At 71.9% G+C, this 22,818-nt stretch carries 22 protein-coding genes and 1 pseudogene; 13 read left to right on the top strand and 10 right to left on the bottom strand.

All coding sequences use genetic code 11. The annotated features are described in order from the left end of the window. Positions 1 to 84: 84 nt before the first annotated feature. The 5 genes from KUM40_RS26855 to KUM40_RS26835 form a co-directional block, all read right to left on the bottom strand. Entirely contained in the window at positions 85 to 1,614 is a 1,530-nt protein-coding gene (locus KUM40_RS26855; RefSeq protein WP_217168773.1) for an aldehyde dehydrogenase family protein, read from the bottom strand. Positions 1,615 to 1,869: 255 nt separating this feature from the next. Continuing rightward, a complete protein-coding gene (locus KUM40_RS26850; RefSeq protein WP_217168772.1) occupies positions 1,870 to 2,859 on the bottom strand; it encodes a malate dehydrogenase in 990 nt (329 codons plus the stop codon). A gap of 382 nt (positions 2,860 to 3,241) precedes the next feature. After that, a complete protein-coding gene (locus tag KUM40_RS26845; protein WP_254395719.1) occupies positions 3,242 to 4,603 on the bottom strand; it encodes an XRE family transcriptional regulator in 1,362 nt (453 codons plus the stop codon). 447 nt (positions 4,604 to 5,050) lie between these two features. Beyond that, positions 5,051 to 5,593 (bottom strand): DUF3017 domain-containing protein, encoded by a 543-nt coding sequence (locus KUM40_RS26840; protein WP_217168770.1) that lies wholly within the window; start codon positions 5,591 to 5,593, stop codon positions 5,051 to 5,053. Then, positions 5,583 to 6,437 (bottom strand): bifunctional methylenetetrahydrofolate dehydrogenase/methenyltetrahydrofolate cyclohydrolase, encoded by an 855-nt coding sequence (locus KUM40_RS26835; RefSeq protein ID WP_217168769.1) that lies wholly within the window; start codon positions 6,435 to 6,437, stop codon positions 5,583 to 5,585. Before KUM40_RS26835 ends, KUM40_RS26840 begins: the two co-directional genes overlap by 11 nt. A gap of 273 nt (positions 6,438 to 6,710) precedes the next feature. Here KUM40_RS26835 and KUM40_RS26830 point away from each other — a divergent pair, with 273 nt between their 5' ends. The 7 genes from KUM40_RS26830 (at position 6,711) to KUM40_RS26800 (ending at position 13,272) form a co-directional block, all read left to right on the top strand. Continuing rightward, the gene (locus KUM40_RS26830; RefSeq protein ID WP_217168768.1) at positions 6,711 to 7,322 is read left to right on the top strand and encodes a hypothetical protein; all 612 of its coding nucleotides are present in this window, start codon (positions 6,711 to 6,713) and stop codon (positions 7,320 to 7,322) included. Positions 7,323 to 7,496: 174 nt separating this feature from the next. Further along, positions 7,497 to 8,243: an FHA domain-containing protein gene (locus tag KUM40_RS26825; RefSeq protein ID WP_217168767.1), complete on the top strand. Its 747-nt coding sequence runs from the start codon at positions 7,497 to 7,499 to the stop codon at positions 8,241 to 8,243. Further along, the gene (locus KUM40_RS26820; RefSeq protein ID WP_217168766.1) at positions 8,240 to 9,865 is read left to right on the top strand and encodes a protein kinase; all 1,626 of its coding nucleotides are present in this window, start codon (positions 8,240 to 8,242) and stop codon (positions 9,863 to 9,865) included. The genes KUM40_RS26825 and KUM40_RS26820 overlap by 4 nt, the downstream gene beginning before the upstream one ends. 98 nt (positions 9,866 to 9,963) lie before the next feature. Then, positions 9,964 to 10,434: a hypothetical protein gene (locus tag KUM40_RS26815; protein ID WP_217168765.1), complete on the top strand. Its 471-nt coding sequence runs from the start codon at positions 9,964 to 9,966 to the stop codon at positions 10,432 to 10,434. Positions 10,435 to 10,672: 238 nt separating this feature from the next. Further along, complete coding sequence (locus tag KUM40_RS26810; RefSeq protein ID WP_217168764.1) at positions 10,673 to 11,416, top strand: FHA domain-containing protein; 744 nt, start codon at positions 10,673 to 10,675, stop codon at positions 11,414 to 11,416. Next, positions 11,413 to 12,774 (top strand): protein kinase, encoded by a 1,362-nt coding sequence (locus KUM40_RS26805; protein ID WP_217168763.1) that lies wholly within the window; start codon positions 11,413 to 11,415, stop codon positions 12,772 to 12,774. The genes KUM40_RS26810 and KUM40_RS26805 overlap by 4 nt, the downstream gene beginning before the upstream one ends. A gap of 138 nt (positions 12,775 to 12,912) precedes the next feature. Next, positions 12,913 to 13,272: a peptidoglycan-binding protein gene (locus tag KUM40_RS26800; protein WP_217168762.1), complete on the top strand. Its 360-nt coding sequence runs from the start codon at positions 12,913 to 12,915 to the stop codon at positions 13,270 to 13,272. Positions 13,273 to 13,283: 11 nt separating this feature from the next. Here the strand turns inward: KUM40_RS26800 and KUM40_RS26795 are convergent, their stop codons facing one another. Next, positions 13,284 to 13,481 carry a DUF397 domain-containing protein gene (locus KUM40_RS26795; RefSeq protein ID WP_217168761.1) on the bottom strand — a complete coding sequence of 66 codons (198 nt, stop codon included), beginning with the start codon at positions 13,479 to 13,481 and terminating at the stop codon, positions 13,284 to 13,286. Next, on the bottom strand, positions 13,453 to 14,310 hold the full coding sequence (locus KUM40_RS26790) for a helix-turn-helix transcriptional regulator (protein ID WP_217168760.1): 858 nt from the start codon (positions 14,308 to 14,310) through the stop codon (positions 13,453 to 13,455). Before KUM40_RS26790 ends, KUM40_RS26795 begins: the two co-directional genes overlap by 29 nt. 122 nt (positions 14,311 to 14,432) lie before the next feature. On the opposite strand from KUM40_RS26790, the gene KUM40_RS26785 reads away from it, so the two are divergent. The 4 genes and pseudogenes from KUM40_RS26785 (at position 14,433) to KUM40_RS26770 (ending at position 16,195) form a co-directional block, all read left to right on the top strand. Continuing rightward, on the top strand, positions 14,433 to 14,639 hold the full coding sequence (locus KUM40_RS26785; protein ID WP_217168759.1) for a hypothetical protein: 207 nt from the start codon (positions 14,433 to 14,435) through the stop codon (positions 14,637 to 14,639). Further along, positions 14,636 to 14,923: pseudogene (locus KUM40_RS41690) on the top strand (ATP-binding protein); the annotation flags it as partial. The gene KUM40_RS26785 and the pseudogene KUM40_RS41690, both read left to right, overlap by 4 nt. A 286-nt stretch (positions 14,924 to 15,209) precedes the next feature. After that, the gene (locus tag KUM40_RS26775; RefSeq protein ID WP_217168758.1) at positions 15,210 to 15,662 is read left to right on the top strand and encodes a peptidoglycan-binding protein; all 453 of its coding nucleotides are present in this window, start codon (positions 15,210 to 15,212) and stop codon (positions 15,660 to 15,662) included. Between the two features lie 89 nt (positions 15,663 to 15,751). Next, positions 15,752 to 16,195 (top strand): peptidoglycan-binding protein, encoded by a 444-nt coding sequence (locus tag KUM40_RS26770; RefSeq protein WP_254395731.1) that lies wholly within the window; start codon positions 15,752 to 15,754, stop codon positions 16,193 to 16,195. Between the two features lie 66 nt (positions 16,196 to 16,261). On the opposite strand, the gene purH is transcribed toward KUM40_RS26770, so the two are convergent. Beyond that, entirely contained in the window at positions 16,262 to 17,839 is a 1,578-nt protein-coding gene (gene purH / locus KUM40_RS26765) for a bifunctional phosphoribosylaminoimidazolecarboxamide formyltransferase/IMP cyclohydrolase (RefSeq protein ID WP_217168757.1), read from the bottom strand. Then, a complete protein-coding gene (gene purN / locus KUM40_RS26760) occupies positions 17,836 to 18,483 on the bottom strand; it encodes a phosphoribosylglycinamide formyltransferase (protein ID WP_217168756.1) in 648 nt (215 codons plus the stop codon). The genes purH and purN overlap by 4 nt, the downstream gene beginning before the upstream one ends. A gap of 353 nt (positions 18,484 to 18,836) precedes the next feature. On the opposite strand from purN, the gene KUM40_RS26755 reads away from it, so the two are divergent. Further along, the gene (locus tag KUM40_RS26755; protein WP_217168755.1) at positions 18,837 to 19,637 is read left to right on the top strand and encodes a hypothetical protein; all 801 of its coding nucleotides are present in this window, start codon (positions 18,837 to 18,839) and stop codon (positions 19,635 to 19,637) included. Positions 19,638 to 19,816: 179 nt separating this feature from the next. Here KUM40_RS26755 and KUM40_RS26750 read toward each other — a convergent pair whose 3' ends face one another. Continuing rightward, positions 19,817 to 21,544, bottom strand: a complete 1,728-nt coding sequence (locus KUM40_RS26750; protein WP_217168754.1) for a DUF6350 family protein — start codon at positions 21,542 to 21,544, stop codon at positions 19,817 to 19,819. Between the two features lie 96 nt (positions 21,545 to 21,640). Here KUM40_RS26750 and KUM40_RS26745 point away from each other — a divergent pair, with 96 nt between their 5' ends. Next, positions 21,641 to 22,792 (top strand): helix-turn-helix domain-containing protein, encoded by a 1,152-nt coding sequence (locus tag KUM40_RS26745; protein ID WP_217168753.1) that lies wholly within the window; start codon positions 21,641 to 21,643, stop codon positions 22,790 to 22,792. Positions 22,793 to 22,818: the final 26 nt, after the last annotated feature.

The raw sequence follows: 22,818 nt of genomic DNA, 5'->3' as shown, positions 1-22,818 counted from the left end.
GTACTCCAGGGGGGCGAGCGGATGAGCGGGGATGTGGGCGGGGATGAGGGCGGGGGGCGTGCGGAGTGAGGAGGCGGCCGGGGGTCAGCCGGTGAACCAGCGGACCGGCTTCGGCGCGAGGTTCTGGTAGACGTGCTTGCTCTCGCGGTACTCGGCCAGGCCCGCGGGGCCGAGTTCGCGGCCGACGCCGCTCTTGCCGAAGCCGCCCCACTCCGCCTGCGGCAGGTAGGGGTGGAAGTCGTTGATCCACACGGTGCCGTGCCGCAGCCGGCCCGCGACCCGGCGGGCCCGACCCGCGTCGGCAGTCCAGACGGCACCGGCCAGACCGTACTCGGTGTCGTTGGCGAGGGCTACGGCTTCGTCCTCGGTGCGGAAGGTCTCGACGGTGAGCACCGGCCCGAAGACCTCCTCCCGCACCACCCTCATCTCGCGGTGGCAGTGGTCGAGGAGGGTCGGCTCGTAGAAGTAGCCGCCCTCGGGCCGCTGGGGTGACGGCTCGGGGCGCTTGCCGCCGCAGCGCAGCTCGGCGCCCTCGGCCAGCGCGGAGGCGACGAAGTCCTCGGTCTTGGCGCGCTGCTGCTCGGAGACGAGCGGTCCGCACTCGACGCCTTCCTCGGTGCCGCGGCCGAGGCGGATCCGCTCGGCGCGGCGGGCGAGTTCGGCGACGAAGCGTTCGCGGACCGACTCCTCGACGATGAGGCGCCCGCCGGCGGAGCAGACCTGCCCGCTGTGGATGAAGGCGGCGTTGAGGGCCTGGTCGACGGCGGTGTCGAAGCCCTCCTCGGTCTCGCAGGCGTCGGCGAAGACGACGTTGGGGTTCTTGCCGCCGAGTTCGAGGGCGACCTTCTTTACGGTGACGGCGGCGGCCTGGGCGACCTTGGTGCCGCTGATCAGGCCGCCGGTGAAGGAGACCAGGTCGACGTCGGGGTGCTCGGCGAGCCGGGCGCCGACGGTGTGGCCGGGGCCGGTGACGATGTTCGCGACGCCGGTGGGGAGGCCGGCCTCGGTCAGCAGGTCGATCAGGGCGACCGTGGTGAGCGGGGTGATCTCGCTGGGCTTGATCACGAAGGTGTTGCCGGTGGCGAGCGCCGGGGCGATCTTCCAGCTTGCCTGGAGGAGCGGGTAGTTCCAGGGCGTGATCATCGCGCAGACGCCGATCGGCTCGTGCACGACGACGCTGTGGATGTCGGGCGAGCCCGCGTCGACGACCCGGCCGGGGGCCTCGCCGGCGACCAGGTCGGCGAAGTAGCGGAAGGCGTCGGCGACGCAGTCGATGTCGACGCGCCCCTCCTCGACGGTCTTGCCCGCGTCGCGGCTCTCCAGCAGGCCGAGAGTCTCGCGGTCGCGTACGAGGAGGTCGGCGACGCGGCGCAGCAGGGCGGCGCGTCCGGTGACCGGGGTGTGCGGCCAGTCGCCGGCGTCGAAGGCGCGGCGGGCGGCGGCCACCGCGAGGTCGGTGTCCTTCTCGTCGCCCTCCGCGACCACGGCGAACGGCAGGGCGTCCGCGGGGTCGAGGATCTCGCGCGTGGCGCCGGAGGACGCCGCGAGCCACTCACCTCCCGCGTGAATGGTCCGGTGCGCGCGCTCCGCCGGAGTTTCCGTGCTGTTCGCCATGTTCCCTGTTGCCTTCCGTTCCTGATCGACCCCCCTGGGTCACCCACGTGTGCCTCTCGGGGACCGTGAGCCCCTGCCCCACGGCCACGTTTGCATGCCGAATCGGTGACCGAAAGTGGGGCGCATCACGGAGGAAAGGGAGAAAAAGATGAGGAAAAGGGCGTATGGGTGTCCGGCAACGGGCACGGGCCCCGTCCCGGCGTGAACCGGAACGGGGCCCGTGCGGGCGTCGGGGTCGAGGTCGGCGAGGTCGGCTCAGATGAGGCCGAGACCGCGGACCGCCTCGCGCTCCTCCGACAGCTCCTTGACGGAGGCGTCGATGCGGGCGCGGGAGAACTCGTTGATGTCCAGGCCCTGGACGATCTCGTACGAGCCGTCCTTGGTGGTGACCGGGAAGGAGGAGATGATGCCCTCCGGGACGCCGTAGGAGCCGTCCGACGGGATGCCCATGGAGGTCCAGTCGCCTTCGGCGGTGCCGTTGACCCAGGTGTGGACGTGGTCGATGGCGGCGTTGGCGGCGGAGGCGGCCGACGAGGCGCCGCGGGCCTCGATGATGGCGGCGCCGCGCTTGGCGACGGTCGGGATGAACTCGTCGGCCAGCCACTTCTCGTCGTTCACGGTCTCGGCGGCGTTCTTGCCGGCGACCGTGGCGTGGAAGATGTCCGGGTACTGGGTGGCGGAGTGGTTGCCCCAGATGGTCAGGCGCTTGATGTCGGCGACCGTCGAGCCCGTCTTCTTCGCGAGCTGGGTCAGCGCGCGGTTGTGGTCCAGGCGGGTCATCGCGGTGAAGCGCCCGGCCGGTACGTCCGGGGCGGCGGCCTGCGCGATCAGGGCGTTGGTGTTGGCCGGGTTGCCGACGACGAGGACCTTGATGTCGTCCGCGGCGTGGTCGTTGATGGCCTTGCCCTGCGGCTTGAAGATGCCGCCGTTGGCCTCGAGGAGGTCGCCGCGCTCCATGCCCTTGGTGCGGGGGCGGGCGCCGACGAGGAGGGCGACGTTGGCGCCGTCGAAGGCGACGTTCGGGTCATCGGTGATCTCGATGCCCCGAAGGAGCGGGAACGCGCAGTCGTCCAGCTCCATCGCGGTGCCCGCGGCGGCCTTGAGCGCCGGGGTGATCTCCAGGAGGCGCAGCTTGACCGGCACGTCCGCGCCGAGCAACTGGCCGGAGGCGATGCGGAAGAGCAGGGCGTAACCGATCTGGCCGGCCGCGCCGGTGACGGTGACGTTCACGGGAGTGCGGGTCATGGCGTTCTCCGAATGACAGCTAGCGGTGGGGGCGTCCCTGCCCCGGGCTTTTGATCGATCTCTTGGTATCAAGAGATCGATCCAGCGGTCAGGCTATCGCGCCTGTGGTGCCCGGCACGTCCGGGTCGGTGTGGCCCGGCCCACAAGGCCCCGCCGGTCCGTGTCCGCCCGCGCTCGGACCGGGCGTGAAGAAGAGGCGGCCGCCTGTCCGGGAGAGGGGGACGAAGGCGACCGCCGTTCGGGGACCGTTGCCGGACTCCCGTGGGGGTACTTCTCGCGTTCCCGTGACGCCGCGGGCCATGCATGCCGGGGGCGAACTTTCTTCGTCCCCCGCCGCGACCCGTCCCCCGCGACCTAGTTCCGTCCTCGCGCCCCTACCCCGTTACTCCGTGCAGCCCTGCGGGCCCGCCGCCGTCGTCACGCACGCCTTGGCGTCGGCAGCGGACTTCACCGCCACCATCGGGGTGTACGCGACGGTGTCACCGGCCCCGGCGACCGTGCCCGACTGCCGCTTCTTGCCGTCGGCGGTCACCTGGACCTCGTCGCCCTGGGCCGCCTGCGTGACCCGGGCCCACGCCGCGCCGCAGGTCTTGCTGTACCGGACCTCGACGGCGGCCGTGCCGACGGTGGCGGTCGCGGTGGTGGTCACCAGGTCGCCGCCGCAGCCCATGACCTCGGGGTCCTTGCCGGTGCAGGCGTCGCCGCTGCACTTCACGCCCGGCGGCAACTGAGGGTCACTGCTCACGGTGGGTGACGGGGAGGGTTTGGTGCCCTCGTTCTTCTTGTCACCGCCGTCCTTCAGGAGGAAGAAGGCGCCCGCGATCACGACGAGCACGCCGACGACACCCGCGACGAACGTCGTCATCCGCTTGTTGCCGCCTCCGTTGCCGCCCCCGTTGTTGCCGCCATAGTTGCCGCCCCCGGAGGACCGGTTGGGCGAACGGTGGCCGCCGTGCGGGGGCTCGCCGTAGGCGCCCGCGGGACCGAGGCCGTCCGGCGCGGCGGGGCCGGGCATCGCCGCGGGCCCGGCCGCTCCCGGCACCTCTCCGGGGCCGGTCCGGGTCCAGGAACGCGCCGCGCGGTCACCGGCCGGCGCGGGTCCCCGGTAGCCGGCGAGGCCCCACGAGTTGCCGTCGGTCGCTCCGCCGGCGGACGGGCCGGAGGGGGCGCCGGGGGCGCCGCCGTCGCGGACCGCGCCGAGGGCCGAGTCGGGGCTGTCGGCGGCCGTCGGCTGTACCGGGACCGTCGGCGGCAGCGTGGGCGCCACACCGGCCGGTCCCGCGACGCCGGTCGCGGCCGGGGCACCGCCGCCGTGGCGACCGGTCCGGCTCCCCTTGCCGTTCCTGTCGTCGTTCCTGTCGCCGTTCCTGGCGCCGTGGCCCGACTTTGCCGCGGAGTTGCCCGACTTGGCGGCCGTCGTGCCCGGTTCGCCGAGCGCGGCGCGCGCCTGGGAGATCCGGATGGCCTCCATGGTCATGTCGTGGCGCATCTCCGAGCGGCTCCAGGCGCGCTCGGCCAGCTCCCACATGGTGGTCAGGTGGAGGGGGTTGGTCCCCGTCACCTCGGCCAGGGCCACTATGGCGCCCTTGGGCGCCAGCAGCCGACCGTTCAGATAACGCTCCCAGGACGTCTTGCTGTAGCCCGTGGCGTCGGCCACCGACGCGACGCTCAGCTCGCTGCGGTCCACGAGTCGGCGGAGCTGACTCGCGAACTCTCTGATCTGCGGATCGAGCTCATCCGGCAAGGCCTTCCAACGAGGCACTGCTTCCCCCTCTTCCCCCGGTGACGTGCTGGTCGTTCCCCCGCCCGGCATCACGCGCGGCGTCCCGCGCGAAGTACCCGTTCTGGCTACCCACAGGGATGCGCCCGATCAGGATCTCAGTTCCCGGGGTGGGGGCGCACAGGAGCACTGGAGCCGCGAGCACGCACCGGCGCACGCCCACCGACCCGTGGTCCAGTGTCCCACCGGCGTTCCCCTGCTCGTAACGGAACCCCGGAATCCAACTCCTGCCGGAATCCAGGTCCTGAAGGACCGCGTAGCGGAGTACCGGAACGGTCACTTCCGTGCCACAGCGCTCTGACAGGCATTGAACAGGGCGTTCGACGTGCAGGAGTGTGAATCCCGGCGGCGGCCCGTCCTTCCACGGGGGGGAGGACGGGCCGTCGTGTCGTAGTAGGGCCGGGACCGGTCCTAACCGCTCACGGTGAAGTGCAGCAGGTCGTTGAGGAACGGGATGTGGAGTCGCGGATCCGGCTGCGCCATCAGTGACAGCACGACGATCGCGGTGCCCAGGACGCCGTAGGTGACGACGTCGGTGAATCGCGAACGCACGGCGAGCATGCCGACGTCCAGCACGAACCAGCGCAGCACGGCACCGATCAGCAGCGCGGCGCCGATGAGCACCAGCCCCCACCGGAACACGTCGAGCCCGGTGATCAGCAGGCCGACTCCGACCAGGCCGACCACCAGGAGCACCGGCCACTGCCGGGCGGGTGCCGGGGCGTCCCCGGCCGCGGCCCGGCCGCCGCCCTCGGGGCGCGCGGTGTCGCGGGTGAAGAGCGGGAACCGGCGCGTGACGCGTCGTGGCCGCCCCTTGGCGTCGGGCGCGCTGACGGGGTCGCGGACGGTGAGGTCCTGCTGCTCCCCCTGCTCCGCCTGCTCCCCTTGCTCCGCCTGCTCTCCCTGCTCTTTCTGGTCCACGGGCCGCTCGGCGTTGATCTCCTCAGCCGGCACTGCGCTCCGCCGCCTCCACCACGTTGACGAGCAGCTCGGCCCGGGTCATGGGTCCGACGCCGCCGGGGTTCGGGGAGATCCAGGCGGCCACCTCGGCCACGCCGGGGTGGACGTCGCCCATGATCTTGCCCTCGGCGTTGCGGGAGACGCCGACGTCGAGGACGGCGGCGCCCGGCTTGACGTCCTCGGGACGGACCAGGTGCGGGGAGCCGGCCGCGGCGATGACGATGTCCGCGCGCTTGAGGTGGGCGGCCAGGTCCCGGGTGCCGGTGTGGCACTGGGTCACGGTGGCGTTCTCGCTGCGCCGGGTGAGCAGCAGCGGCATCGGGCGGCCGATGGTGACACCTCGGCCGACGACCACGACCTCGGCACCCTTGATCTCCACGCCGTAGCGGCGCAGGAGGGTGAGGATGCCGTTGGGGGTGCAGGGCAGCGGCGCCGGCTCGTTCAGCACGAGGCGGCCGAGATTCATCGGGTGCAGGCCGTCCGCGTCCTTGTCCGGGTCCATCAGTTCCAGGATGCGGTTCTCGTCGATGCCCCTGGGCAGCGGAAGCTGGACGATGTACCCGGTGCAGGCCGGGTCCTCGTTCAGCTCGCGGACGACCGCCTCGATCTCCTCCTGCGTGGCCGTGGCGGGCAGCTCGCGCTGGATGGAGGCGATGCCGACCTGGGCGCAGTCGCGGTGCTTGCCTGCGACGTACTTCTGACTGCCGGGATCGTCGCCCACCAGGACGGTGCCGAGGCCGGGTGTGACACCCCTCTCCTTCAGCGCCGCCACGCGGGCGGCCAGTTCGGACTTGATCGCGGCTGCGGTGGCCTTGCCATCGAGAATCTGGGCGGTCATGCCCCCATTCTCGGGGATGACCGGCCCCGGGTTCCAATCAGGCCATCATCCGGACGCCGGCGGACGCCTCCACCCGTATCCGCCCATGATCGGCGTTGTTGCACTTGCACAACACCTTGCGGGCGGGGTGGACAAGTAAGAGTTCGGTCAAGAACGATGGGACAGCACAGTGCCGCGGGGCCGTACCGGGGGGACGAACCGCTTCGTAATGACTTCCTCCGAGTCGGGCCGCGCGTCGTCCCCGCACTTGACAGCGACGGAGGAAGTCCCGCCATGAGTTTCGGCGACCCGAACAACCCCTACGGCCCGCCCCAGGGCGGCCAGCAGCCGAACTACGGCTACCCCCAGCAGCAGCCCCAGGGCCAGGGTCAGCCGGGCTACGGCTACCCCGCGGCCCCGCCGGTGCAGCAGCCCTACGGCGGCGGCTACGCGCCGGGTCCGGCGGTCATGCCGGGCTCGGTGAAGGCCGCGCGCGTGATGCTGTTCGTGCTGGGCGCCTTCCAGGTCATCGGCGGTCTGCTGATGATGGTCGCCAGCGCCTGGTTCGTGGACCAGTTCGAGGACGCGGCCTCCACCGACCCGAACATCTCCGCGGAGGACGCGGACACCGTCGCCGACATCGGCGCCGGCGTCATGATCGTCTTCGGTGTCATCGTGCTGGCGTTTGCTTTCTGGGCGATATTCACGGCCGTCAAGTTCGCCTCGGGACGGGGCGGCGCGCGCGTGTCCGCCATCGTGTACGCGTCGGTGGTCCTCCTGTTCAGCGTCATCAGCCTGTTCGCTTCGAACGTCTTCGCCCTGATCAGTGTGATCCTCGGCATCCTGATCATCGTGTTCTGCGCCAACAGGAACGGCAGCGCCTGGTTCACCCGCCCGCGGTACTGAACCGGCGTATGCCGGTACCCAACCGGCGTGCGCCCGTGCCGAACCGGCGTCCGCCACGGCGTACTTCTGGCCAATCACGTCACAGGGCCGTGTCTCACCCGTACGAGGGGGGCACGGCCCTGGTGCGTCGCCCTAGGCTGGCTCGGGTAGCCGTCAGGCACGGGGAGACGCACCTTGTACAGCATCATCGTGGTACCTCCGCCGACCCCGGAGGACGAAGAGACCAGTACCCAGTTCCGGCTCGCGCCCGGCGAACGGCTCGTCTTCGGGCGGTCCGTGCCCGAGGGGGGTCTGCTGATCGGGCACGACGGGGTGTCGCGCAGAGCGGGTGAGATCACCGCGCACGGCACGTTCTGGACCGTGAGCAACCTCTCCGCCCAGCAGACCTACGTGGTGGAGAACCCGGAGGGCGCCGGCGAGCACATCAAGGTCGCGCCGGGCCGGCTGGACGCCCCGGTGCCGTTCGAGTTCTCGCGGATCGTGCTGCCCGCGGCCGGCGACCTGCTGCCGGTCGAGGTGTGGGCGCCGCGCCACGACTATCTGCGCGGAGAGGACGGCACCGACGGCGAGCCGACCGCCCCGGCGTTCTCCGTCGACCGCACCAAGCGGTACTTCGCGGTGCTGGCCGCGCTGTGCGAGCCGCGGCTGCGCGGGGCGCCGCACGCGCCGCTGCCCACCATGGACCAGGTCGTCGAGCGGCTCCGCCCGGCCTGGCCGGCCGCGTCCCGTACGTCCGTGCAGTGGAACATCGACTACCTCGCGGTGAAGCTGCGGCTGAAGCCGGGCCCGGAGACCGCCGAGCCGGGTCCGCGGCTGAACGGCAAGAAGGAGTCGCTGGTCTCGCTGGCGCTCCGCTTCGACCTGGTCCGCGAGGACGACCTGGTGGTCCTCACGGAACCGTCAGGACAGGCACTGCGATGACGGAGCCGTACGCCGTCCCGGTGCCCAGGGGGTACCGGGTGGGTGCCTGGGAGGTGCGCGAGCCGATCGCGACCGGCGCCTTCGGCAGCGTGTACGCCGCGCACCGCACGGACGGCGCCGACGACGAGGGCAGCGCCGGTGACACGGGTGGCGCCGACGGCACGGGCGGCGACCTGCCGCAGACGGCCGCGCTGAAGTTCCTGCCCACCGGCACCGGCACCCCGCGCCAACTGGCCCACCTGCGGGACCTGATCGAGCGCGAGGTGGAGTTGCTGCGCCGACTGCGACAGCCCCGGCTGATCCGGATGTACGAGACCCTCACCGTCGACGACCCCGCGAACAGCAGGCTCGACGGTGCCACCGTCCTCGTCCTGGAGCGGGCCGAGGGCTCCCTGTCCGCCCTGCTCCGCGCCACGCCCCGCCCGCCGGCCGGGCCCGTGCTGCTCGCCCAGGTCTGCGCCGGGCTGGCCCAGTTGCACCGGGCGGGCTGGGTGCACGGGGACCTGAAACCGGCCAACGTGCTGCTGATGGCGGACGGTTCGGTGCGGCTCGCCGACTTCAACATGGCCGCGGAGATGGAAGGCACCCACGCCTACACGCCCGCCTTCTCCACCCCGGACTACACGCCGCCCGAGCTGCTGTGGTCCGAGATCGGTGAACGGGGCCGCCGGATCCGCCCGTCCGCCGACGTGTGGGCCTTCGGCGTCCTGGCCCACCTGGTGCTCACGGGGTCCTTCCCGCTGCCCGGCGGCACCCCGACGGCCCGCCGCGACGCCGCGATCGCCTACGCACGCGGCACCCACGAACTGCGCCTGTCCCCCGAACTGCCGTCGGCGTGGCGGGAGATCGTGCGGGCGTGCCTGACCCGTACACACGCCGACCGCATCGGCACCGACGCGCTGCTGCGGCGGGTGACAGGCGTGACGGGCGGCATGACGGGCGGCGCGAGCGGCCTGGCGAGGTTCTCGCTCCGGCGGCCCCGCGCACGCCCCCGGCGCAAGGTCCTCGCCGCCGCGGCCGCGGGGCTGGTCGCCCTCACCGCGCTCGGCTACGGCGTCGTCCGCTGGGCCGACGACGGCCGGGAGCCCGTAGCGGGCCCGCGCCCCGGCGGCACCGCGAGCGTCGCCGCCGCCTCCTACGGAGCGGCCGAACTGCGTACCGACCGGGACGTGCCGCCCGCCTATCGCCGGCTGATCGTGGATACGGCGCACGAGTGTGGACACAAGGAGGTCAGCCCGGCCCTGATCGCGGCCATGCTGAAGGTCGAGAGCGACTTCGACCCGGACCTCGCCGACCCGGACAAGAACGAGTACGGCATCGCCCGCTGGACCCCGAGCGTGCTGCGCTGGTGGATGAACGCGGACGGCGCACCGGACAAGACCGTGCCCCGGCCGCCGTTCCCGCCCGCCGAGTCCATTCCGGCGATGGGCCGCTACCTCTGCTGGATCACGCCGCACCTCGACGCCGGTCTGCGGGGCGACCGCAGAGTGCTGATCGCTCTGTCCTACCGGACGTCGTACAAGAAGGTGAACGACGCGGGCGGGGTTCCCCCGAAGTACCGCGACTACGCCGACCGCGTCGCTCACCGCCTCAAGGAGTACACGCCCTCCGGCGGGAAGTGACCCTGAGAGTTCTGAGGTACCACCCGGCGGGCGTCCCGGGGCACGGTGTGAGCACACCGCTTCGGCGGTACGACACCGACGTTCTCGGGGGAACAACGATGAACATCATCAAGCCCGCGGCACTCCTCTTCGCGGCCACCGCACTGGCCGCCGGCTCCACGATCACGGCCACCGCCGCCGACGGCCCGGACGGCACCCGGGTCACCGGCCTCCAGCAGAAGGCCGAGCAGGTACTGGCCGACAGCCCGAAGCCCCTGCGCGTGTCCGCCGACGCGGTCCAGTACGAGGGCCTGACCGTGACGGACGCGCCCGTGACCAAGGGCGCCCAGGACCTGGCCTGCCGCTACGGCCACCTGTGCATGGTCGTCGACGGCACCAAGTTCGACTTCTACAAGTGTCAGATGTGGAAGCTCTCCAACTGGACGGGCGACGGCCCGTTCACCAACAACCAGACCTCGGGCACGGTCGCCAAGTTCTACAACCAGGACCGCAGCGTCCGCTGGACGTCCACGGCCTACGAGGCGGGCCGGGCGGACTGGGACCCGGTCTGGTACCTGCGCCCCTGCTGATCCGCTCACCCGGGTCTGCCCGTCCGGCGGCCCTCGGTTCCCTCCGCGGAGGAGAACCGAGGGCCGCCGTTTCGCCGTCAGGCCGACCGACGGACGTCACCGACGGACGTCACCGACGGACGTCACCAGCGGACGTCACCGACCCCGCCACGCCGCGCCGCACCGTCCGAATGCTTAGGCTGCCCTCACCCGTCTCCCGTACGCTGCCCCTTGTTGGACTGGGGAGGGGGACGACTCCATGTACAGCGTCATCGTCGTGCCGCCGTCGTGCGGCAGCGTCACCGAACAGCTAAGGATCGGCACGGGCGACCGCGTCGAGTTCGGCAGGGCATCGGCCCGGGGCGGCGGGCTCGTCATCGCACACGCGGGGGTGCCCAGAATCGCCGGGGAGATCACGGCGCACCGCACCTTCTGGCTGCTGAGCAATCTCAGCGAGGACCAGACCTATGTGGTGGAGAACCCGGAGGGCGCCGGCGAGCACATCAAGGTGCCCCCCGGCCGCGTGGAGGCGCCCGTACCGTTCGAGCTGGCGCGCGTGACCCTGCCGGCCGCGGGTGACCTGCTCACCTTCGACGTCTGGGCTCCGCGGCACGCCTTCCGCAGCATCGAACGCCGCGGTCTTGAGGGGGCCGGCACGGTCCCGGCGTTCGCCCTTGACCGCACCAAGCGGTACTTCGCGGTCCTGGCCGCGCTGTGCGAGCGGCGCCTGCGCGGTGAACCCCGGGCGCCGCTGCCCGCCGTCGAGGAGATCGTGGAGCGGCTGCGGCCCTGCTGGCCCAAGGTCAGCCGCTCCGCCGTCTACTGGAACATCGACTACCTCGCCGTCAAACTGCGGCTGAGACCGGGCCCGGACACGGCCGAGCCCGGCAGACGCACCCACGGCAAGAAGGAGTCCCTGGCCTCGCTCGCCCTCCGCTTCGACCTGGTCCGCGAGGACGACCTCGTCGTACTCGCCCCGGCCCCGAGCGGAGCGGCACGGTGACCGGGCGGCCGTACGCGGTCCCGGTGCCCAAGGGCTACCGGATCGGGCCCTGGGAGGTGCGCGAGCCGCTCGCGTCCGGCGCGTTCGCCACCGTCTACGAGGCGGTCCGCCACGCGCCCGGCACGGTGAGCCGCACCTCCGACGGCGGCGAACTGCCACGCCGGGCGGCGCTGAAGTTCCTGCCCACCGGCACCCGTACCCCGCGCCAACTGCACCACCTGCGCGACCTGGCCGAACGCGAGGTACAACTGCTGCGCCGCCTCCGCTCCCCCCGCCTGATCCGGATGTACGACACCCTGACGGTCGACGACCCGGACCATCCCGAGCTGGACGGCGCGACCGTCCTGGTGCTGGAGCGCGCCGAGGGCTCCCTGGACGCCGTACTGTCCCGGACCCCGCGCCCGGACGCCGGTCCGGCCCTGCTGGCCCAGATCTGCGAGGGCCTGCACCAGTTGCACCACGCGGGCTGGCTGCACGGGGATCTGAAACCGGCCAATGTTCTGCTGATGGCGGACGGTTCGGCCCGGCTCGCCGACTTCAACCTGGCCGCCGAGCTGGAAGGCACCCACGCCTACACCCCCGCCTTCGCCACCCCGGACTACACCCCGCCCGAACTCCTGTGGCCCGAAGTCGACGAGCGCGGAACCCGAATCCGCCCGTCGGCCGACGTCTGGGCCTTCGGCGTCCTCGCGCACGTGGTCCTCACCGGGGAGTTCCCCCTGCCCGGCGGCAGCTCGGAGGCACGCTCCGACGCCGCGATGCGCTATGCCGGCGGCCGTGAGGAACTACGCCTGTCTCCCGACCTCCCCGACGTCTGGCAGACCATCCTGCGGGACTGCCTCGCCCCGACCCACGCGCAACGCACCACCGACACCGCCGCGCTGCTGCGCCGCGTGGAGGAGGCGGCGGGCACCTCCCGGTCCGCCCGGCTCCCGAGGCTCCGCCCCCGGCGGTGGCGCCGCCCGGCCCTGGCGGCAGCGCTCGCGGCAGCGATCCTGGGAGCGGCGAGCATCGCCTACACCACCCCGTGGGAGTCGGCCCCCGTCGCCGCCGCGCCTCCCACCTGTCAGAAGCCCACGGTCCACGAGGACGCCGAGGGCCGTCGCGGATACCAGGCGGGCCAGAGCGGCACGTGGGACTTCACCATCAAGCGGGGAGACGGCGGCAGCCAGGTCAGAGAGCTCCAGTGCCTGCTCCGCCACCTCCACGGCATCGAGGAGGTCGGCGAGGTGGACGGCGACTTCGGCCCGAAGACCCAGAGCGCGGTCCTCATCTTCCAGAAGCGGGCGGGCCTGGACGCGGACGGGATGGTGGGCCCGGCGACGTGGCGGGCGCTGCGCAAGGGCGGGGAGTCCTGAGCTTTGCTACCGCGCAGGTTTACGGCACAAGTACACCGTTGGTTTGACGCACGGCGGATGCTCCGCTCGTAAGTTCTGTGCCGGCGATTCCCGCCGCGAAGTGCAACTGCTTCCGAGCTTCCGAAAGGTGTGACCGGCATGTCCCTACGCAAGCGTCTCGCTCTTACCGTATCCGTGGCGGCCTTGGTCGGCGGTGTCCTCTCCGTACCCGCGGCAGCCGCCGCGCCCGCACCCGAGAGCGTCGCCGGGTCCTCCGCGACCGCCCTGGGCCCCTGCAACTACAGCGGCTCCCATCCCGTACTCAGCAGGGGAAGCACCGGCTCGGCCGTGCGTCACGCCCAATGTCTGCTGAACCGCGTCTGGGGCTACAACGCCGTGGCCATAGACGGGGTCTTCGGGGAAGTGACGGAGGCCGGGGTGGTAGCCATGCAGATGAGGTGCCGCATCGCAGACGACGGAATCATCGGCCCGAACACCTGGGCCTGCCTCCACCCGTAGACCTCGGTCCGTCAGAGGGACTCGACGAAAGGGGCCCAGGCGCGGGTGGGGAACACCAGCGCCGGGCCCTCCGCGCGTTTGGAGTCGCGGACGGGGACGAGGCCGGGGAGATCATCGGTCACCTCGACGCACTCACCGCCGGTCCCGCTGCTGTAGGTGCTCCTGCGCCACTGCACGGAGCTAAGGTCGACGTTGCTGTTGGGCTTCATTCCGGCGTTCCTCCGCTGCTGCCTCGATCATGGCCAGGGACGCCTCCGGCGGCAGTGCGGCGGCCCTGAGCAGATCGTACGACTCGCGGTAGTCCATCACGAGGGCCGGATAGTCGATGACTTGGCCACTGTGCATCCCCTCCGTGTACACCAGCGGCGGTGCGTCCGGGAAGGTCATGATCCGCGTCAGCCCCATCAAGAACGGGTGCATCGCGTGTTCCGGGACAACCTGCACAATCGAGCGGGTGGTCCTGACCACCTCAGCAATGTGGTCCAGCAACTCGGCCATTCCGGCAGACGGCAACACCCGCCGCCGGATGACCGACTCGTCGACAATCGCCCAGAACTTGGGCGGCGACTCTCGCCTGAAGAGCTTCGCCCGATCCAGGCGAGCCTTCACGACTTCCTCGACCTCGATGTCCGAGGCTCGTGGCATCGCCGATCGAGCAATCGCAGTCGCGTACGCCCTGGTCTGGAGCAGTCCGGGCACCAGCAGGGGAGCCCAGTCCTCGATCGTCCGAGCCAGTTTCTCCAGTTCGGCGACGTCCGCGAAGTGTGGGGCGATGCCCACCCGCCGCGCCTTCGCCGCGTCTTCGCAGCGCCGCTGGAAGAACCCGTCCGTCTGCAGCCGCTCGTCCACATGCCGGGCCAGGTCCAACGGCATCCCCCGCTCGCCCCGCTCGATCTGGCTCAGGAACGAGATTCCCCGGAAACTGCCGTCCGCCAACTGCTCCAACGTCAGTTCCGCTTGCTCTCGCTTGTAGCGCAACTCCGCGCCGTAGAAGCAGGGGACGCTCACCGAAGCGTCAGTGTCCTTACGAGGAGGCACAACCCACCACCGCCGTTCGCCAGTTACCGTGCGCAACCGAAGGGTCTTTCACGGTACGCCACCTCGCACCACTCTGTGAGTGATTCGTCACAGACCGCACAGGGCTCGGAAAGGCGTACCCCATGCACCCCCACGACGACGCCGCTACCTGCGTCGACCAACTCCGCACCGCGCTGGCCGCGAACGGCATCACACTCCCCTCCCTCGGCACCGACCTGCCGACCTTCGCGGGCGCGTACGGCACGGCGCCCCTCATCTCCCTCGGCAACTGCAACGAAGCGACCGCCCGTGCCCTGACCGCCGCCCTCCGCAAGGCAGCCGGCCAGTGACCGAACCTCTCACCCTCAAACTGCTCGCCCTCCCCAAGGCAGTACCCGAGGTTCGCCGGGCGGTCCGCGAACACCTCGGCGCGCCCTGCCCCGAAGCCCAGCTCTGCGTCAGCGAGCTGCTGACCAACGTGATCAACCACGTCGGCGAGGGGACGCCGGTGACCCTCCGCCTGTCCCACACACCGGAAGGCCGTACGCGCCTGGAGATCACCGACCCGGACCCACGTATCCGGCTGGTCCCGCGCCACCCTGGCGCGGAAGACGAGACAGGCCGTGGCCTCCTCCTGCTCAACGCGTTGGCGCTGCACGGGGGCGTGGAACAGGGACTCGGCGGCAAGACCGTGTGTGGTGCGAGTGGCACGAAGAGGCGTACGACGGCGTCGCCGGTTCCGCGGCTCAAACCTGAAACTTTCCAGGTTCCCCGGAGCACCTGCCTCGGCCAGCATGGCCGTGGCAGGAGCACACAGCACCAACATGCTGGGGACATCGACGCGAGCCATGACCAACGCGCCGGGCGCGTCAGGCGCCACCTCACGACCAAGTCGACACTGACACAAGGGGACCATGAAGATGAAGAAACTTCGCGTTCTGCGCACCAGGGCGGGGGTCTCCGCCGCAGCCGTTGTGCTGTCCGGCGCCGGACTCGGCCTGACCACCGCGACTCCCGCCGCCGCCTACGCGGGCTACTGCAACGGCCAGGTGGGCAGGACGATCTCCAACTCCGGTTATCACGCCAAGATTCCGGCCTACAACGGCAATGTCGACTGCTACATGAACCGGGGCGCTCAGAGCAAGGCCGTCTCGGCACTGCAGACAACGCTGAACAAGTGCTACGGACGCAATCTGGACGTCGACGGAATCTTCGGCAACAACACCAGGAACGCCCTCATCTACGCCCAGGGCCGCGAGGACATCAGCGCGGACGGCGGCTACGGCAAACAGACGCGCACGAACATCAAGTGGGCCTACCAGTACAGCGGCGGCATCGGACAGTGGGCATGCTTTTACATCACCAATTGGTAGCGCGCTGTGGGGCAGCCCCGGCACGCCGGTCGTCCTGCCCAGGTAAGCGCGCCGGACTATCCGGCACAGACATGAATTCAGGGGGCCCGATGCAGAAGCTACAAGGGCTGCGCGTCAAGGCGGGGGCCGTCACCGGCCTCATGCTGCTGTCCGGGCTCGGGCTGGGCATCGCGACGGCCACCCCGGCCGCCGCTTACGCCGGCTGGTGCAACGACGGCTACGCAACCACGACCAGGACGATCTCCAGCTACACCTACACGGCATACCTTCCGGGCTACAACGGCAACGCGGACTGCTACATGAATCCCGGCGCGCAGAGCAAGTCCGTCGCCATGCTCCAGCGGTCGCTGAACGTGTGCTACAACCGCAGCCTCACCATCGACGGCGTCTTCGGCAACAACACCAGGAACGCACTCGTTTACGCCCAGGACAAGGAGAACATCAGCGCGGACGGCGGCTACGGAGAACAAACCCGTAAACACCTCAGGTGGGAGTTCACGCGGGGCGGCTCGCTCAGGTGCGTACGGCTCTGAGATACGACGAATGCGGCCCGCCGGTGTACTGGCTGTACTACCGGCGGGCCGCCCTGCACGTGCCGCTCAGTGGAAGAAGTGCCGCGTCCCCGTGAAGTACATCGTCACGCCGGCCTTCTTCGCGGCCTCGACGACCAGTTCGTCGCGGACCGAGCCGCCGGGCTGGACCACGGCCTTCACGCCGGCCGCGGTGAGGATCTCCAGGCCGTCCGGGAAGGGGAAGAAGGCGTCGGAGGCGGCGTACGCCCCCTGCGCGCGCTCGGCGCCGGCCCGCTCCACCGCGAGCTTCGCGGAGTCGACGCGGTTGACCTGGCCCATGCCGACGCCGACGGAGGCGCCGTCCTTGGCGAGGAGGATCGCGTTGGACTTGACGGCCCGGCAGGCCTTCCAGGTGAAGGCCAGCTCGGCGAGCTCGGACGGGGAGAGTGCCTCGCCGGTGGCCAGGGTCCAGGTGGCGGGGTCGTCGCCCTCGGCCTGGAGGCGGTCGGTGACCTGAAGGAGGGCGCCGCCGTCGATGGGCTTGACCTCGACCGGGGCGGCGGGCGCCTCGGGAGCCCGCAGGACGCGGATGTTCTTCTTCTTGGTGAGGGCTTCGAGGGCGCCGTCCTCGTAGTCCGGCGCGACGACGACCTCGGTGAAGATCTCGGCGACCTGCTCGGCCATCTCCTTGGAGACCGGACGGTTGACCGCGATCACGCCGCCGAACGCGGACAGCGGGTCGCAGGCGTGCGCCTTGCGGTGCGCCTCGGCGACGTCCGCGCCGACCGCGATGCCGCACGGGTTGGCGTGCTTGATGATCGCGACGCAGGGCTCGGCGTGGTCGTACGCGGCACGGCGGGCGGCGTCCGTGTCCGTGTAGTTGTTGTACGACATCTCCTTGCCGTGCAGTTGCTCGGCCTGCGCGAGGCCACCGCCCTCGGGGGAGGTGTAGAGGGCGGCGGGCTGGTGCGGGTTCTCGCCGTAGCGCAGGGTGTGCGCGCGCTCGTAGGTGGCGCCGAGGAAGTCCGGGAACCGGGACTCGTCGACGGGCGCGTACTCGGAGGCGAACCAGGAGGCGACGGCCACGTCGTACGCGGCGGTGTGCTGGAACGCCTCGGCCGCCAGCCGCTTGCGGGCGGCCAGGTCGAAGCCGCCGTCCTTGGCCGCGGAGAGCACGTCGGCGTACCGGGCCGGGCTGGTGACGACCGCGACCGAGGGGTGATTCTTGGCGGCGGCGCGCACCATGGAGGGGCCGCCGATGTCGATCTGCTCGACGCATTCGTCGGGGGTGGCGCCCGAGGCGACGGTCTCGCGGAACGGGTAGAGGTTGACCACGACCAGGTCGAACGGCTCCACGCCCAGCTCGCCGAGCTGCTGGCGGTGGCTCTCCAGGCGCAGGTCGGCGAGGATGCCGGCGTGCACCTTGGGGTGCAGCGTCTTGACGCGGCCGTCCAGGCACTCGGGGAAGCCGGTCAGCTCCTCGACCCTGGTGACGGGGACACCGGCGGCCGAGATACGGCCGGCGGTCGACCCGGTGGAGACGAGTTCGACGCCCGCCTCGTGCAGCCCACGGGCGAGGTCCTCGAGCCCGGTCTTGTCGTAGACGCTGACGAGCGCGCGACGGATGGCCCGCTTGTTGCTCTCGGCGGTGGCGGTGGCGGTCACTGGATAACTACCTTTCGTCCCTCAATGCGATAGCCGTTGCGGGCGAGCCGCCCCACGACATCGACGAGCAGCTTTCGCTCGACTTCCTTGATGCGCTCGTGCAGAGCGACACCTTCGTCTTCGTCGTCCTCGTCCCGGACCTCCACCACGCCCTGCGCGATGATCGGCCCGGTGTCGACGCCGTCGTCGACGAAGTGGACGGTGCAGCCGGTGACCTTGGCGCCGTACGCGAGCGCGTCGCGCACCCCGTGGGCCCCCGGGAAGCTGGGCAGGAGAGCGGGGTGGGTGTTCACGAACCGCCCTCCGAAGCGGGCCAGGAACTCCTTGCCCACGATCTTCATGAACCCCGCCGAGACGACGAGGTCCGGTTCGTGGGCGGCGACGGCTTCGGCGAGGGCCGCGTCCCACTCCTCACGGGTCCCGTAGTCCTTGACCTTTCGTACGAAGGTCGTCAGCCCGGCACGCTCGGCGCGCGCGAGTCCCTCGATGCCGTCGCGGTCGGCGCCGACGGCCACGATCTCGGCTCCGTAGGCCTCGACGCCGGTGGCGGCGATCTCGTCGAGCAGCGCCTGGAGGTTCGTGCCGGATCCGGAGACCAGCACGACGAGGCGCTTGGCTCGCTGGGCCACGGGCTTGGCGGCCACGGTGGGGGGCCTTTCTCGGGGGAGCGGGTCTGTACGGTTCGTCTGTTCGTCTGTTCGTCTGTTCGCGATGTTTGTACAGTCGTACGAATGCTTCGCGCCCCTGGATACGGGGAAGTCTACGAAGCGGCCGACCGTCAGCAACGATACCGGCACACCGGGCGGCCCCCTCGGGACGGGGGCGTGGCCGGAAGGTAGCGTCTGCGTGGGGGCGGACCGGGAACGCGACCTGCCCGCCACGCGTTCACCAGTCGTGCCGACCGGTTCGCCCAGTTCGCCCGTCCCACCAGTTCGTCCGCTCCACCAGTTCTCTCAGTTCGCTCGTTCATTGTCGCCAAGGGGAAGACGCTCACTTGATGCCGGACCGCAGCCTGCGACTGCTCACGCTCCCCCAGCAGTCGGCGCAGCCAGGGGAGCGCAGCACCGTGTTGCTGCGGGAGCGCCCCTCGTCACCGCCCGACACGCCTTCGGACCGGAGGGACGGCGGCGAGCAGGACGGCGGCGCCACCGACAAGGACAATCCGTTCGCGCCGCCCCCGGAGGGCACACCGGACAGCCCCTGGCAGCCGCGGCGCCCGTCGGGCGACGGTGACTCCCAGGACTCTCCCGACTCCCAGGACGGTGGTGGTCGTTCGCCGTGGGGCGGCCGGTGGAGCGACCGGCAGCCCGGCCGGTCCCCCGGCGGTTTCGGCGACCGGCCAGGCGACGGTCCAGGACCCGAGGGTCAGGGCGGCGGCCCGGGGCAGCGCTGGGACCCGAAGGACCCCGCGCAGCGGCGTGCCCGCTATGCCCTGCTGAGCGGCATGTGGGCCCTCTTCTTCGCCCTGTTCACCTGGCCGTACGTGGCGCTGCTGCTCGGCGCCCTCGCCCTGTACTGGGGCATCAGCGCCCTGCGCGCCAAGCCCCGCGCGGCCTCCGACCCGGACACCCCGGCCCCGCCCGCCGAGCAGACCGGCCGCCCGCAGCGCACCGCCGCGATCAGCGGCCTGGTCACGTCGTCCCTGGCCATCGTTCTGGTCGCCGCGTCCTTCAGCGCCCAGTTGATCTACAGCGACTACTACACCTGCCGCGACGACGCCCTGACCAACGCCGCGAAACAGTCCTGCGAGACCCACCTGCCTGAGCAGCTACGGGACCTGCTGGGCACGGAGGGCTGACCGGCCCCTTCTTCGACGCCGGGCGGTGCAGCTCAGCCCGTCCGGCGTTTGAGGACGAGGCCGTCCAGGCCGAAGCGGGGGTCTGGGGGCGGCAGCCCCCAGGGACGGGAACGGGAAGGGGCGGCGGGGGCGAAAGACTTCACGGGCACCCCCCTGGGCCTCGTCGTCACGCCCCGCCGTCACCCCCCGCCGTCACGCCCCGCGCGAGGCGACTGGGCAGGGGAGTCCACCGGCAGCAGATCGTACGGCGCTTCGCCCTCGTCCTCGTCCTCGTCCCGCTCCCCCACCTCGGCCGGGGCCCCGGCCTCGCGCTTCCACCACCGCCCCACGGAGGGCAACGGCACCCGCGCCCACCGACGCCCGCCACGCCCCCCGCCGTCGGCCGCCCCGCCGTCCCTCACCACGGGCTCCACAACCCGCTCCACCACGCGCTCCGTCGCGGCAGCCCCCCGGCACCGCCAAGCCCTCGCCGCCACCGCCACCGGCACCGCCACCGCCCCGATCCACGCCAGCGTCGCGCCCCCGGCCTGCCACCACACCGGCCCGAACCGGGCGAGCCCGGCGTTCCCGAGCGGCCCGCCCGCGAGCGAGGCCAGCAGCGCGACGAGGACGGCGCACAGCCCGGCGGCCACGACGGCGGCGGCAGCGGTCCGCCGCCACGACCACGCCTCGGCGGCCCCGCAACGGCCCGGGGCCGCGCCCGGATCCGCGCCCGGCGTCCCCGCCATGTCCGCGCCCGCCAAGTCCGCCCCCGCCGCGGCCACCCCCACCGTGGCCGCCCGCGCCGTGAACCACCCCACCACCACGCCCGCAACCAGCGGCACCGCTCCGGCCGCCCAGTGCAGCGCCGTACCCGGACCGGCGTCCGGCACCGCCGCCAGCAGCGGGAACGGCGGCAGCAGCGGTGCGGGAGCGGAGGCGGAGAGGTCCACGACATGCCCGGTGCCGAGCACGAAGCCGGGGCCGAGGGCGTACACCGCCGCCCACACCGCCGCGTTCGGCACCAGCGTCAGACAGAGCAGCAGCACGGCGAACCGCCCCGACCACCCTTCGGTCAGCCGCAGGAACGCCTCCCCCGCGGCTGCTCCGTGCCACACGAGCGACACCGCGAGCAGCAGCGCGCCGCCCCCGACGAGGACCGCCGCGCCGGCGCCCGCGGCGCGCGTCGCGGCGCCCAGGCGCGCGTCCGGCTCCACCATCAGTTCCCGCAGCTTGCGCGGCAGCACGCGCAGCGCCCGTCCTACCGGCCCGCCCGGCCGGCCGAACGCGGTCCACACGCCGGCGCCCGCGGCACCCATGGTGACCAGCGGCAGACACACCGCAGCCCACCACCACGAGGGCCGCAGCGCGCCGCCCTGCGCGTACAGCACGACGGGGGCGGCGACGGCGAGGTAGCCGACGACGACCCCCGCCCAGGCGACGCGCGCGGAGACGGGCGGCGGCCCGGCGTCCGGGATGCTCCCCTGCCTCGGCGGACGCATCCCGGTCCCCGCCTTCGCGCCCACCCCCACGGCCACGCCCACACCGTCCCCGGGGTCCGTGGCGTCGCGGGCCGCACGGTGCAGCAGCCACACCGGCAGGAGGAGGAGCAGCAACGGGGTGACGCCGACGGGGGCGGGGGTGCCGGAGAGCGTGTCGGCACGCACCAGTTCGGCCCCGTGCGCCAGCACCCACAGCGCCGCGCCGACGTGGAGGGCGCCGCCGGGTCCGCTGTCGGGGTACGGCGAACTGATCCACAGCACCGTCACGAGTGCGGCGCACGCCGCCAGCCCCAGTACCGCCGCGACCGCGCCGCCCAGGAGACCGGCGGCCAGTCCGGGCGACCGGTCGCGCCACCGGGTGCGCCAGTGGGTGTGCAGCAGGGAGAGAGCGGCTGGACGAGCGGTCGTCTGGATCACGCCCGCCATGCTCCCAACGACACGCGCTTTTCCGATGTAACGGGCGAAGCTCCGCTGTGTCGCTCAATATATGTTTATGTACTTTTTCGTACGAAGGGGCGTCCTGTGACACGGAGCCCCTCAACCCCACTCCCACCCCCCAAGGCACGCCGACGCCTGCGTGAGACCGCCGCGCTGACCCAGGATCAGCTCGCGACACGGGTGGGTGTCACCCGTCAGACGGTCCGTGCGTGGGAGAGCGGCCGCACCACTCCACGAGGCCAGAAACGGGAGGCGTACGCGAAGCTGCTGAAGACCCTGGCCGAGGAGGACGCGGCACAGCGGGCGGAACCGACACCGGAACCGGGGACTCACACGGAGCCGGATCCCCCCTCGGAGCCGCCCGCGCAGCACCCCGACCCCGACCCCGTACCCGCACCCGCACCCGTCTCCGTCCCCGAGCCCGAGCCCGAGCCGGTCGCGCTGACGCCCGCTCAGGCTTTCGACGCGTTGTACGAGTTCGGCGCCCCCGCCCTCGTACGGCAGGCGTTTCTGCTGACCGGCCGTCGTGAGTCGGCGCGCGAGTCGGTGGAACGGGCCTTCCAAGCCGCCTGGGAGCACTGGCCCGAGGTGGCCCGCGACCGCGACCCGGTGGGCTGGGTACGGGCGACGGCGTACGAGTACGCGCTCTCCCCCTGGCAGCGCTTCCACCCGCGGCACCGGAATCCGGAGCCGCCGCCCGCCGACCCGGGCGACCGCACCCTGCTGAACACCCTGCTCAGGCTCCCCCCGCGGCACCGCCGCACACTCCTGCTGTACGACGGTGTGGGCCTGGGCCTGCCCGAGACGGCGGCCGAGACGGAGGCGAGCACACCGGCGGCGGCGAACCGGCTGCTGCGCGCCCGCGAGACCGTCGCCGACCGGCTGCCCGCGCTGGCCGACCCGCAGGTGCTGCACCGGCGGCTGGCCGAGCTGGCTTCGGCCGAGCGGCTCTGGTCGGCGAAGCCGCCGGCGGTGCGGTCGGTCGGCGAACGCCGGGCGCGGTTCTGGACCCGGGCCGCGATCGCCGTCACGGTCGCCCTCATCGGGACCACGGCCCTGACCGTGCGCACCGCGCCCACGCACTACGAGCCGCCCGTGTCCCGCGGGGAGGCGGTGCGCGGCGTGCCGCCCCGGGTGGCGCCGGGTTCGCTGTCGGACGAGGAACTGGAGCTGCGGCAGAAGCTCCGGGACCAGTTGCAGGCCGGTCCCGAACGGCTGACGCCCAGACTCGAATGACACGCGCACGACGTCCGGAACGCCGA

Origin of the sequence: Streptomyces sp. AC512_CC834 (genome assembly GCF_019049325.1) — a bacterium.
Classification (GTDB): Bacteria; Actinomycetota; Actinomycetes; order Streptomycetales; family Streptomycetaceae; genus Streptomyces.
This window is presented reverse-complemented; position numbering and strand designations above follow the sequence as displayed.